Source organism: Pseudoalteromonas sp. PAB 2.2, from assembly GCF_001938575.1.
Classification (GTDB): Bacteria; Pseudomonadota; Gammaproteobacteria; order Enterobacterales; family Alteromonadaceae; genus Pseudoalteromonas; species Pseudoalteromonas lipolytica.
In genome coordinates this window covers 12,300-25,491 of the sequence record NZ_LYPI01000007.1, presented here as the reverse complement: position 1 = coordinate 25,491, position 13,192 = coordinate 12,300, and the positions used below count along the sequence as shown (strand labels likewise).

Below are 13,192 nucleotides of genomic sequence, written 5' to 3'. Positions count from 1 at the left end.
TAATTAGTTTCTTAATAAATAATCGTCAATTCTTATCGCGTTCATGAGTAGCGTATGTATAAAACGCATCAATTGGCATTGGTTTACTGTGGTAATAACCTTGGATCTGAATGCAGCCTAACTCTTTTAGGGTTTGTAATTGTTTTTCTGACTCAACGCCTTCTGCTATCGACTCCATATCAAGTGCTTTCGCCAGATCAATCATGGCTTTTACAATAGCAATATCTGCTTTAGTCGGATGTTCTAAATTATCAATAAATGACTTATCAATTTTTAACTTATCTAGTGCAAATTCCTTAAGGTAACCCATTGATGAGTAACCCGTCCCAAAATCATCAATCGACATTTTAAATCCAGCTTCACGCAGTTTAGTTATCGTGTTTAATGCAAACTGTGGATTACCAATCGCAATCGTCTCAGTCAGCTCAAGTTCAATACAGCACGGCTCAATGGAATATTTTTGCAGTACCGTGGTCAAACTACGTAGCAAGTTCTTTTTAACAAATTTGGTAGCCGATAAATTGATGGCAAAAGTGAGCGCTGGCATCCCATTATCGCGCCATTGACGAATCGTTTTTACGGTATTTTCAAAAACCCAATCATCAATGTCACTAATTCGGCCACAACGTTCTGCAATCGGAATAAACTCAGCGGGTGAAACACAGCCTAACGAAGCTGAATGCCAGCGCAATAAAACCTCAGCGGCTACCATTTTGTTTGTTGCTAGTTCTATTTGAGGATGAAATACGAGTGAAAATTCGTTATTTTTTAGTGCGTAATTGATAGCATTAATGATCTGAGCGTGCCTCACACCTGCTTTATTCATTTCTTCAGCATAAAACAAGACATTATTACGGCCTAGTTTCTTCACCTCAAACATAGCCGACTCAGCCATCTGCAATAAAGATTCAAAGTCACTGGCATCCAGCGGGCACAGGGCAACCCCTATCGAGGCCGTTACAACAATTAACTCGTCGTTAATTGATAAGGGTTCTCTGATCACTTTGAGTAAGATATGAGCACACTTATCAATCTCTTCTGTCGATGTATAGGGGGTAATAAATGCAAAGCGGTCACCTTGTAAACGCGCAACCATGACTTGTTCACCCATAAAATTACTCATTCTTGCACTCAAGTTCTGCAGTATTAAGTTGCAATTCCCTATTCCCAGAGCCTTATTAAGAATTTTAAAGTTGTCTAAGCCAATTAAGATAAAGGCTGATTTAATACCGACATGCGCTTTTATGACCTGCTCAAATTCCATTTGTAACTTCACTTGATTGGCAAGCCCTGTTTGCTGATCAAAGTAAGAAAGCTGATGTATTAAGCTTTCACTTTCGACTTGCTTAGTCATATCATGTTGAAAAGAAATGTAATTACTGATTGCTCCTTGCTTATCAAAAATGGGGTATATGGTTGTTTGCTCTACAATAGCATCTCCGTGTTTAGTTTTATTAACCAATGAACCAACCCACGCTTGTTTATTATTTAGCTGTTGCCACATCCCCTGATAAACACCTAAATCCGTTTGACCTGCGCTGATCATGTTCGGACTTTGGCCTATAAGTTCATCGTAACCATACTGACACATGTCTAAGTACGCCCGATTCATATATTCAATTTTGGCATCCGTATTCGTAAACATAATAGGGTGCGGATTTTGCTCTACAGCTTGAGATAAAATATGCATGCGTTTATTCAACGTGATTTTATTAAACCACTGCCACACTGATTCGGCCCACACGGTGAGCATGTTTTTATCATGAACTGAAAATGTTTTTTCTGTGTGTTGCAAAATAATCGCTAACTGACATTTGCCATGACGCACAACCGGCACCACCAGCAAAGAGCTGGCATTACTTGGCAAGCCAAACTCTTTTGCTTGCTTGCGATTAACAATGATTGCTTCTCCAACAGCGACTTTTTCTTGCAACTTACTGGTACATACATCCAGTTTTGAGCCATGCACCGCACGGTAAGCGAGCTGCTTATGTTCATTACAAATATAGAGCGATGCACCATCACAATTTGCAATTTCACGGGCTTGCTCAACGGCATAATTAAGCAAGGTTTCTTGATCTTCCTGAAACGAAATTTCGGTCAATGTAAGCAATCCCTTATTAAACTTACTTTGTTGAAGCAGTGCTGCCATTTGCCCTATTTTTTCTGTTACGTCACGCGCGACAACTAAATAAGTTTCATGCTCATTTTCATAAGTAAACAACGTCACAGAGAATTCAAAATGATGCGTACGTCCATTAATTAAGAGAGGTAATGCATCGATAGTAAATAATCCAAATAAATGATTTTGTTGCAGTGAGTGTATAAACTGCAGTGCATGTTGAGGAGCAAAAAGCTGGCAAATATTGTGACCTAACACATTGTTCGAAAAGACACGATTCGGCGAATTGTCACTGTAAATAGCTTTAAACGTGCCATCTCGCTCAAGCTCAAAAACAGAATCAGGTAAAGCGGTGAGCGTTGCAGATAACTGCTCTGTTGAATTTTCAAGATCAGCGTAGGGTTTGGTGACGGTTTCAACAAACACGATTTTATATAATAAAAAGTAGGTCAAACCTTTATAAATATGACCAAAGAAGTTAAGTGTATCGGTTACATGCGAGGCATCATTATAGAGCGTAAAACACGCCTCACTTAATATCGCCAACAAACAAACAAGCGTTTTCCCGGCGATATTTAGAGTGTTTCTTGGTTTTCTTAATTGCGATGCAAACATACACGCAGCAAGGCTGTAGAGCGTAATCAGTGTTATTTCTATCAGCCACTTTTGTTGACTGCTGCCACCTCCTTCAATGTACAACGTGGGCAACCAATCGGGTAAATAAAATACAACAGCCACAATACACGCGGTCACACTAAGTAAAGTACTCAACACAACACGCGCATTAAACAGCTTATAATTCACCCAAATAGCGGTTGCAATCACTAAAAATGCAGCGGCATTAAAAAACCGGGCAAACAGCCAAAAAGCAAACACTTGCTCCATGTTTTTCTCGTGATCACTGACACTTGAAAAACTCAAAAAGTGCAACGCATCAAAAATAGCAACACACAGCATAAGACAAGATAGCAACAATAACTTGCTATTCCGGGTGAAGTGCCATGTATTCCATCCAATAGCAAAAATTAAGAATGAAATAACAACTGAGAAAAGCTCAACACTGGTGTGCATGCCTACATAAAAAGGTTCAGTAGCAATTAAACCGACCTTTTCTAGCAGTAATACGATGGCTAATAGCAACACACCGACACCAATGTAAGGTAAGGTATTTACAAGTTCTTTATGATGAGAAGTATGTACAAACTGTTTCACTAAGCTTTTAACTATTTTTATAAGTATTACTAAAAAGGATAGTAAAAATAACAGTTAAGTGTAGATAAATAATGAAAAAATCTGTCGGTGTTGCGCTAACTATTGCTTAGCGCAACAGAATGAAAACTAACCTTTATTAAAAGGATTCCGTGTATCTTGATTAGCATCGAGGTTACGCATCAAAATTGCGTGGTCTAAATCAATATCTTCCGGTAGAGGGATTTTTACAATATGGCCTGAGCCTTTTGCATCGCTGATTGACTCGCCCTTTTTGTTTTCCATAAACTCAAGGTTAAAGTTGATATTGCCTTTAGGTGTCATTAACTCAAGCGAGTGACCCGTACAAAATTTATTTTTAACATCAATTTCAACCAACCCATTGCTAGTACGCCCCAGCACTTCACCAACAAACTGTTGTTTATCTGATACCGAATGACCGTACTCATAGTTTTGATAGTCTTGGTGTGCATGGCGCTTTAAAAAGCCTTCGGTGTAACCTCGGTGTGCTAAGTTCTCAAGCGTTTTAAATAAGTTTGCATCAAAAGGACGCCCAGCAACGGCATCATCAATTGCTTTACGGTAAACTTGTGCGGTACGCGCCACATAATAGAAAGACTTTGTGCGCCCTTCAATTTTTAGGCTATGTACGCCCATTTTTGTAAGCTGATCAACATATTGTACGGCGCGTAAGTCTTTTGAATTCATGATGTAAGTGCCATGCTCGTCTTCAAATGCAGGCATGTATTCACCAGGGCGACCTTGCTCTTCCAGCATATAGACTTCATTACTTGGCGCGCCTTCACCGAGTGTGGGGATCACTGATTTAGGATCAATTTTATGAACCATTTCGCCCGTTTCGTTTTCGGTGCCCGGTTTTACATCGTAATTCCAACGGCATGCATTCGTACACGTGCCTTGGTTAGGATCGCGCTTATTAATATAACCCGACAACAAACAGCGTCCAGAGTACGCCATACATAATGCCCCATGAACAAAGACTTCAAGCTCTGTGCTTGGGCATAATTCGCGTATTTCTGCAATTTCTTCAAGTGATAATTCACGCGACAAAATAACACGTTCAATGCCTTGTTTTGCCCAGAAATTTACCGTGGCATAGTTAACTGCGTTAGCTTGTACAGATAAGTGAATTGGCATGTCTGGCCATTTTTCACGGACCAGCATAATTAAGCCCGGATCTGACATAATCAGCGCATCTGGCTGCATTGCGATCACAGGTTCAATATCGCGTAAATACGACTTTACTTTGGCATTGTGGGGAGCAATGTTCGACACAACGTACAACTTTTTATTTTGTGCATGTGCCTCATTAATACCGATTTGCAAGTTATCTAAATCAAACTCGTTGTTACGAACACGAAGGCTATAACGAGGCTGACCTGCATAAACGGCATCTGCGCCATAAGCAAAAGCATAACGCATATTTTTTAAACTACCTGCGGGTGATAACAACTCAGGCGTAAAAGGGCGAGGGGTCAAAATAGGTGACGACATGAATGCTCCACACATCGAACCGAGTACAAGTCGGTTGCATGAATTAATATGATTAACGAGCGCGGGAGTATAATAATCTGTGACTATATTTTATTGATCTAGATCATAATTGCAGGTAACTAAGCCGCTAATTAACGCCAAACATTGCTGCTTGCGAAACACAACGAAAAAAAGCGCCTTTTGGCGCTTTGGTATCAATAACAATGTATCTTATAACTCGTGAATTAATGAGCCGAGCCATCGCCCCCGCGTAACACGCCTTTTGGCGCACTACAGCCATGCTCAGAAATATAATCAACGGCGGCTTTTGCTTGAACAACCCCCCAGCCATAAGCATGATCATACCCAGCCTCGCCCTGATCATCCGCTGACGCACGAAGCGCTAAGCGAATACCATTTGCAGTGCATTCAGGGAAATTACTCCACACCACAGCAGCCACGCCAGATACATGAGGTGTGGCCATTGAAGTGCCTGACTTGAAGTCATGATCTGTAAACTCGGCAACACTTATTGTGGTTTCTTGCCCTAGTTGCTCCATTAAATGAAGCCCCTCATTCATCATTACCGCGCCCACAACCAGTGTCGTTGGATTAATATTACCCACAAGCTGGCCTTCGATGTTATTACGAATAATAACCCCCACCCCGCCATCGGCTTCGCATTGCTCAACCTTGCTATAAAACGGGCTATCACCACGCTCAACTAAACAAATTTTGCCTGTTACATCACCACAGCTTTCGGTGCCGCGTCCACAATCGACAAGCTCACCTGTGACCGAGCCAAAACGTGATCCATCCAATGCATAGTGCTGAAAGTTCACATCATCCTGCATTACACTAAATTTTGAAAAACGTCCTTTACCAACAGGAATTGTTGAGAACACCCCAACCCCTGGCGCTGATAACTCAACCTGTGAACTGCGCTGTGAAAAGCTTGCATGTTGCTTAACACTATCCACGGCGGCAACTGAAACCACACTATCGTAAGACGCAGGATAACTGTGTGATGCATCGCCTGAGTTACCTGCTGCTGCAATCATTAAAATATTATTACGCGCCACTTTATTAATTGCTCTTTCTTCAATCGGACTTGAATATTTGCCCCCTAAGCTCATGGAGATCACTGTTGAACCCGCTTGCTGACACTCATCAATGGCCCCAGCTAAATCAGAGGCATAAGCCCAACTACCGTTGCCTGCAAATACACGCACAATGTGCATATCCAGAGAGTGGTCACCCACAATACCGGCACTGCCTTTGTTGTCATCAATTGCAGCAATCGTGCCCGCAACATGCGTGCCATGACCAAATGGGTCTTCATACCAAACACCCGCGCCACCATCCGCTGAACCGGTCACGCCCGCACTCGGTAAATCAGGGTGACTTAATCCATAACCACTATCAATGACACACACCTTTTGACCGCCTTGATACTGCACTTTATCTGCCTGAACCATCGTATAGCCATAAGGTAAGAACTGCATCGGCTCTTCTGACATCAGTTTACGAGGTACATCGGGGTAAAACGCTTTAATATTGGATAAACCTGCTATCTCTGCCAATTGCGCTTTATTAATAGTGACTGCAAAACTCTCGAGTGACTTAATTTCTTTTTCTATTTTGACATTTTTAGCCTGAAGTGCCGATTTCACAATTGACGCTTTATTATTGTTCGCTTCAACCACTATGCGAAACGTCTGTTCTGCAAAACTGGGGAAACTACATGCGAGAGCCACACTTGCAGCAAGTACTGTTTTTTTATTAATCATCGTTGGGCTCCTTGTTATTGTGCAGTATTATCGTTTTTGCTCGCTGGGCAATCATGCAACTGAACGTTACCACTGATTGTTCCTGCATTGCTGTAACCTTGATATGGCCCAGACTCAAGCAACATCACATTTAAGAGCCCGTTTGCACCAATCCCTGTTTTAACGCCTTCTGAAATATCCATCATACAGGCAAAGCCAACGCCCTCTCCCGGCGCTGTTGGGTTGGTTGAGCTATAATTAAACTCCACCTGATACATTCCCTCAGTGCAAATATCTTGCTTACAGTACAAACGCTCATCACCCGACTCTGCGCCCTCAGGATCAACGGGCTCTTCGCTGCATAATCCAGCACCATACACGTTTGCATTAAACGCTACACCGCCCATTTGCTGCCAATCAATTGCTGTTAAATCCTTATAATTAACCTGTCCAGATACATCACCATCGCATCGCGCAGCATGCGCAGTAAAGACAGCTTTGCCCGCTCCGCCTTTTGAATTAAGCGTTCCACCAGCTGACACTCGTGCATCTATTTTTGCACAGCCACTCAATATAGCGGCTGTTGCAATTAACAACCCTAACTGTGTTAGTTTCATATTTTTTTCCTTGTAGTTTGTTTTCATTATCGTTTTATCCACTGTGACGCAAACTAATATTTCTAGTATATACATCTAGTTAAGAGCGACAGCACAGTATTAGAGCAACCAATAAGAGAATTCAATACGCAGAAATAAGCAAAAATGAACAGCACAAATGTAAGCAGAAAAAACGCCTTTATTTACAACTTGTTAAAATTAAATTAACACAGCGTTCATATGTACCAGTTTGTACCAAAGTGTAATCAAGCACCAAATAGCACATTAAAAGATCTTAATTAAACACTGTTGCACTGTGGTTATAGTGCATTGTGATACCCATTCGCTTAATGAGATGAGTGGCTTTGAAACACGAAAAACTAACAGAGAAAAGAAAAAAAGGTGACCAATCCTATGGCCACCTTTTTTAGATCAAACGCAATTAACTATCCAGGATAATTGGTTTTGATTTAGTTATGTTAACAGCAAAGCCATTCTCATAAAAATTTTTACACGCCTGTTAAGCGTTCGCGGCGCTTTTTCCACAACAGAAATTGATAGCCAAGCAAGCCTTCAGCTTGAATGTTAATTCGCCCGCCCGCCGCTTTTTCAACTTTCAAATGACCTTGCTTGTCATCATGCTGAAAGTTAAATAAAAACGTTGTAAGGGTTTGTTTATTTAAGGTAATCGCTATTTTCTGTTTAGTGTCTTCGAGTACACTCACCAGCTCATTTTCATTAAAACGATATTTTATTTGCTTATTCGTCGCTATGAGTTTAGGCAGTAACTTTGCGATATTATCATTCCAGTACACAGAGCGCTTTGCGTACTCAATTGATGCAGCCTCATCAAGTTCCCATGTTGTCTCAAGTTCAGTTGGAAACTCAGCCTCTACAGGGTTCGATTCTTGATTGATTTGTGCATGTAAGTTTTCAGCTGTGCCAATCACAGATAATAAGCACATTATTTTTATTATATTTTTAAACATAAACAATTCTTTGTTGTAACAATAAAATGGCCCACATTTTGAGTGGGCCATCCACTAACCTAGCAAAATACTAGTCATCTATGTGTTCACAGCGACCAAACTCTGCTCCGCCTTTCACCGCTTCAACAACCTGCTTCGGGAAACTTAGTTCTTGGTTTATGCCATCTTTACATACAAAGGCTTTGTTGGCATCGACTTCAATGGTCACTGGTGTGGGAAGTCCGACAATACCAGCCATCATTTCGGAGCCGTTGGCACTGACACCGAAAATGCCATTGGTCATGAAGTTTTTCGCTTCTACGACACCTTGCTTACCAAAGAACTCCTGACCTGTCATCCAACCAATACCTTCCATATAGATGGTCGACCCAGCAGGCATGCCATTGATAAGCAGGCGGCCTGTGATAACAGATAAATCATCATTGGCATCAAGTACCATGTTCAATGGTAAACCAGCAATTTCAGCAATTTCTTCATGGCTCATATTATAAGGTGCCGCACATAGGTTGTAGATGAACTGATAGTATGGAACATCTTCGCACCAACGTAGACCACCGAGATTAGTCACTTCATCTGTTTTAGCATTCCAGACTTTCACCCCCTCACCGAACGCTCGACGGCCAAATCCACGTTGTGCACCAAAGGCGATACGCTCACCATCATAAGAAATTACAGAAGAGTTGAGTGCTCCGAAGTCCTTGTAGAGGTCTCGTAACTTACCATCCACCCACGCAAGCTGAGAGTTATTGTTGTTGCCTGAGCCGGTCACTGTTTTACCGTTACCAGAGATTTTATCTGCACGCACCCATGCTTCGGTTCGCTCACCATTAATACGTACTTCATAGCCATCTCCCCAAGAGCGAGGAATAAACTCTAAGCCATCAGTTAATGGTGTTGCTTTGCCTGTTTTAACATCCCAGACTGTTGGAACGCCATATGAACTTGACGCCTTGTCTGGTGCACACTCTACGCCACCAGTATTGGGGCGGCGAGAATTACCAACAACGGTTTTACCAGCATCATCCATATCCCAAATAGAGTGCGAACTCACACCTGACTGACTTGCCAGCGCACAGGTGTTATTGCTTGGGTCTTCAAGCACAGAGAGGTGGCCTGAACTGATATCCCATACTGCACCTTGACCAATGCCGTTACCGTCAAGATCAGCAATAACTGCCGCCTTTGTGGCTGTTTTACTCATCGCAGCAGAAGTGGCTTTTAAAGGCGCAAAACCTTGCGGCGTCTCCAGTGTTTCAAAAGTATTCTGTGTGCTGTTATAAATAAATGGTGTACCACCCTGAGTAGTACCTAATGCTTTCTTGCCATTTTTTGCATGATCGCTTACCCAGGCTGCCACAAGCGGGGTGTATTGAATACCATCTTGATAGCCATTGAAGTACATTTCAACTTCTTTAGTTTCACCTCCAGCGACAATGATTTCGGTCATGTTACACGCATTGTCAAGCGCTGGTGAAGTGCCTTCATCTTCATTCCAATATTCATTTTCAGAAATGATATCGGTTGGTGTCGTGGGGTAGCCGCCAGCACGAATTGGATCCATATACAGCGCATAGCGGCCACCAGGCGTTAAGCCGTTGATTGTGAATGAGCCATCAGGGCCTATACGCCCTTGGGTCATATTCCCACTTTGTTGGGTGATTACGTCTTGCAATGGATTATCGAGGTTACGGGCAACCATATTCATGCCTGCATACTCAACACCTTCTTTGGTGTAAAGTTTTCCTTTAATGGTTCCGTATTTGGTTTTGTAATCCGCAGTTGGATATAAATCAGAGATATTGACGATATCATCGCGTACATTGACCGTACCCTGTGCTTCGCCCTCGATACCACGTACATTAATAAATGGAAACATTGTTTCGATACTGTCGACAGGCGCACTATTCCGCCCAGTGTACGAATTCGTACCCGCACAACCAGCAACACCATCATACATAAGGTAGTTCGGGTTAGCTATATAGGTAAAGTGACCATTTGCCTGTGAGTGTGACATATTCATCGCGTGGCCAAACTCATGAGTAAATACGCCTTGTATCATCTTACCCTCGGTGTCGTTGATATCGACATACCATCCATTCATCAGCGCAGTTGCTTCTAGAATTTCACCCGTTTCTTCATCTGCCCATTCAGGAAAAGCAATACCGAGCACAGATGAACGAGGAACTCCAAAGTAATTTTCGAGGATCGCACCGTCAGTATCATAGTTAACCCAAAAACCGTAGCCGTTTTCGGCGCCATATATTTGGTCAACATTAGAAGCGTTAACATCGCTAATACCGGTTTGACTTTCAATTGTGCCTGCAAGTGCCATGTCTAAGGTTGAGGTTTCAACATTTGACCACTGTGCGACAGCATCTGCTGTGACTGCATTCGCCTGCTCAATCGTTAGAAAAGTGTAATCTCGGTCTAAAGGAACGTATTTTGGTAACACAGTGCCATCTGGTAAAGTTATATCGACATTGAATGTCGTGCCTTGCTCTAATATGGTAAAAGCCTGAACGTCGTTACCGTCTTTGTCTTTAATAACTTGACCACCATCCGTCCATACAGGAATAGTGCCTTTGGAGGTGTCCCATTTATACGGTGCCATGGTTTTATCATGAATATATAAAGGGCCGCCAGCGAGTGAACTGGCTGAAAGAGTGGCTAAGGCAAGGGCTGCTGTAATTTTTGAAAATTTCATTATTGTTGTACTCCAGTCAGTTTACCCACCAAATTTATAAATACATCGGCCTTAACTGCTCCCGGACTGGTGAGCATATTGCGTTCTTCATTTGAAAAATTAGATGTATCCATGTCTTCAAATAGACCGGCATTTGCAAATTCGTTTACGACTTTGCCATCGCGTACAACAAACTTACCTTGTGCCATGCCCGCAGTTGTTTGAAAACCGGTAATAGAAGCTGGTTTGTACATAAAAGCAATGACGTTTTCACCTTCATGCCACTTTGCGAAACCATCTGGAGTAACCCCTAAATACACTTTGCCATTGCCCATTGAGCGAGGCTTAATTAAACCAAATTGACGAAAAGTGTAGGTCGAGTTTTCTTTTAATTTGCCTTTTGCATCAGACCCAACTTGAATAGTGACTTCAGTGTAAGGACGCTTGTTGTCAAACCCATCGGTTACTTTAATAACCTCGCCAGTAATAATACTTTGAGATGCTTGCGTTAGTTCTTGTAAGTTTTGTTGCTTTAATTTCATTGCATTGGCAGCTGGCGACAATGCCATCGCAGTGCCTAGTGCAAAAATAGATGCACATGACAGCTTGGTTAATGACCTGCGTAGTTTCATTCTTATCTCCTATCATTCTTTAATTCGTGTATTTATTGTTTTAAATAAGGATTTATAACTACAAAAAACCTAATCACTAATTATTTATGGTTGAATAAAGACAAGAGTTCACGCAAAAACATGTAGCCTTTTGTACACTTAAATTTAACATTTCGGTTACAATTTAAAAGGTGCTTATTTTTTATTTTAAGGTAGGGTAAAAAGAAGAAAAGTGAATTTAAAACCTATATATTCAGAAAGTTAAAGTTATAGCAGCATAACACATTGGTATACGTTAACAGTGCAAAAGTGAATGAAAGGTTAACAAAAATAAGGTTGTAAAAAGGAATGTTCCACCTAGATAAGTAAAGTAGCGATATGCAAAGTAACTTCACTTATCTAGTTCTAGTGCCTTTTATGATTGCCTAAAAAAGCGCAACTTCTTCTGTTTCGAGTGTGAACGTTTTACCATTTGCAAAATAAATATCTATATAAAAAATATGACTGCTTTGCAGTTCAGGCGCTTGATTTGGTTTTAGTTCAATAAACACAGGTGCTGTAGTAGGTAATATGTCAGCAAAATCAGCGACACTGGCATAGCCTCCCTCATTAAAGTAGTCAAAGTCATTCACATACATCTCTGTGACATTGAAGATACTATTCAAGCTCATACCAGCCGTTAGTTCGCTGCTATAATCGGCGCTTGAATAAACATTAATTGCAGTGATGCTATTAATACTACCAAGCACCACAGCCGCCACTGGGCAATCAGCGTATTCTTTATTAGGATCTGGTTCGTTACCGTCTTGATAAACACCGTCACCCATTCCGCTTAGCTTGATTTTATAGGTGTCAAAGGCAATGGGTGTAAGTGTATTTGCGCTATTCTGTTCAGCTACCACAGCGTAGTTAGCAATATCGATGGCTACAGGTGAAGGCGGACATGTTAATTCATCATTTGAATCTGAATTACAGCCAGCTAAAACACTAGCAAGTAAACCTATTAAAAGAAGTTTTTTCATTGTTTTTCCTTATTTTAGTACTCTATTTTCCTTGCTGAAAATGATAGCTCAAAATCCCTCTGCAGTAACAACTTTGCAGTCATAATTGAATTAAAGGCAGCCTTTTAGGGCAATCGCCAAAAGGATCATAAAAATGCCATCTATGCTCTATTTAATAAAATTAGGAATTTTAGCGTAAAGCGCGTATAATTCGCGCCCGTTAATATTTAACCTTTTATATATAAAATTATTGGAGCACAAAGATGGCTTTAGAGCGTACTTTTTCAATCGTAAAACCTGATGCAGTTGCTAAAAACCACATCGGCGCTATCTACAACCGTTTCGAAACTGCAGGTCTTAAGATCGTTGCAGCTAAAATGGTTCACCTTTCAAAAGAAAAAGCTGAAGGCTTCTACGCTGAGCACAGCGAGCGTCCTTTCTTCGGTGCTTTAGTTGAGTTCATGACATCTGGTCCAGTAATGGTTACTGTTCTTGAAGGTGAGAACGCTGTACTTAAAAACCGTGAAATCATGGGTGCTACTAACCCAGCTGAAGCGCTAGCAGGTACATTACGTGCTGACTACGCTGACAGCATCGACGAAAATGCTGTTCACGGTTCAGACGCTGTTGAATCAGCTGCACGTGAAATCGCATACTTCTTCGCTGACGAAGAAATCTGCCCACGTACTCGTTAATATCGAGTTCACAGCTAAGTCTG

Annotated in this window: 9 protein-coding genes; 1 reads left to right on the top strand and 8 read right to left on the bottom strand. The window is 41.5% G+C overall.

The genetic code is table 11. The annotated features are described in order from the left end of the window. Positions 1 to 25: 25 nt before the first annotated feature. From BWD47_RS00625 to BWD47_RS00590, 8 genes are all read right to left on the bottom strand, one after another. Positions 26 to 3,334 carry an EAL domain-containing protein gene (locus tag BWD47_RS00625; protein WP_065979594.1) on the bottom strand — a complete coding sequence of 1,103 codons (3,309 nt, stop codon included), beginning with the start codon at positions 3,332 to 3,334 and terminating at the stop codon, positions 26 to 28. Positions 3,335 to 3,460: 126 nt separating this feature from the next. Continuing rightward, positions 3,461 to 4,846 carry a tRNA 5-hydroxyuridine modification protein YegQ gene (gene yegQ / locus BWD47_RS00620; protein WP_065979595.1) on the bottom strand — a complete coding sequence of 462 codons (1,386 nt, stop codon included), beginning with the start codon at positions 4,844 to 4,846 and terminating at the stop codon, positions 3,461 to 3,463. Between the two features lie 224 nt (positions 4,847 to 5,070). Next, positions 5,071 to 6,615, bottom strand: coding sequence for a S8 family serine peptidase (locus BWD47_RS00615; protein ID WP_075593189.1), 1,545 nt, complete (start codon positions 6,613 to 6,615; stop codon positions 5,071 to 5,073). Positions 6,616 to 6,629: 14 nt separating this feature from the next. Then, the gene (locus BWD47_RS00610; protein WP_036972400.1) at positions 6,630 to 7,211 is read right to left on the bottom strand and encodes a hypothetical protein; all 582 of its coding nucleotides are present in this window, start codon (positions 7,209 to 7,211) and stop codon (positions 6,630 to 6,632) included. Between the two features lie 488 nt (positions 7,212 to 7,699). Then, positions 7,700 to 8,179 carry a hypothetical protein gene (locus BWD47_RS00605; protein WP_065979597.1) on the bottom strand — a complete coding sequence of 160 codons (480 nt, stop codon included), beginning with the start codon at positions 8,177 to 8,179 and terminating at the stop codon, positions 7,700 to 7,702. A gap of 70 nt (positions 8,180 to 8,249) precedes the next feature. Continuing rightward, complete coding sequence (locus BWD47_RS00600; RefSeq protein ID WP_075593188.1) at positions 8,250 to 10,883, bottom strand: hypothetical protein; 2,634 nt, start codon at positions 10,881 to 10,883, stop codon at positions 8,250 to 8,252. Then, positions 10,883 to 11,494, bottom strand: a complete 612-nt coding sequence (locus tag BWD47_RS00595; RefSeq protein ID WP_036972403.1) for a hypothetical protein — start codon at positions 11,492 to 11,494, stop codon at positions 10,883 to 10,885. Before BWD47_RS00595 ends, BWD47_RS00600 begins: the two co-directional genes overlap by 1 nt. 404 nt (positions 11,495 to 11,898) lie before the next feature. Continuing rightward, the gene (locus tag BWD47_RS00590) at positions 11,899 to 12,495 is read right to left on the bottom strand and encodes a hypothetical protein (RefSeq protein WP_075593187.1); all 597 of its coding nucleotides are present in this window, start codon (positions 12,493 to 12,495) and stop codon (positions 11,899 to 11,901) included. Between the two features lie 242 nt (positions 12,496 to 12,737). Here BWD47_RS00590 and ndk point away from each other — a divergent pair, with 242 nt between their 5' ends. Beyond that, positions 12,738 to 13,169: a nucleoside-diphosphate kinase gene (ndk, locus tag BWD47_RS00585; RefSeq protein ID WP_036972405.1), complete on the top strand. Its 432-nt coding sequence runs from the start codon at positions 12,738 to 12,740 to the stop codon at positions 13,167 to 13,169. Positions 13,170 to 13,192: the final 23 nt, after the last annotated feature.

Coding starts and splice junctions, on each gene's coding strand:
- BWD47_RS00590 (WP_075593187.1), bottom strand. CDS start 12,495: ATGAAAAAACTTCTTTTAATAGGTTTACTTGCTAGTGTTTTAGCTGGC.
- BWD47_RS00605 (WP_065979597.1), bottom strand. CDS start 8,179: ATGTTTAAAAATATAATAAAAATAATGTGCTTATTATCTGTGATTGGC.
- BWD47_RS00595 (WP_036972403.1), bottom strand. CDS start 11,494: ATGAAACTACGCAGGTCATTAACCAAGCTGTCATGTGCATCTATTTTT.
- yegQ (WP_065979595.1), bottom strand. CDS start 4,846: ATGTCGTCACCTATTTTGACCCCTCGCCCTTTTACGCCTGAGTTGTTA.
- BWD47_RS00600 (WP_075593188.1), bottom strand. CDS start 10,883: ATGAAATTTTCAAAAATTACAGCAGCCCTTGCCTTAGCCACTCTTTCA.
- ndk (WP_036972405.1), top strand. CDS start 12,738: ATGGCTTTAGAGCGTACTTTTTCAATCGTAAAACCTGATGCAGTTGCT.
- BWD47_RS00615 (WP_075593189.1), bottom strand. CDS start 6,615: ATGATTAATAAAAAAACAGTACTTGCTGCAAGTGTGGCTCTCGCATGT.
- BWD47_RS00610 (WP_036972400.1), bottom strand. CDS start 7,211: ATGAAACTAACACAGTTAGGGTTGTTAATTGCAACAGCCGCTATATTG.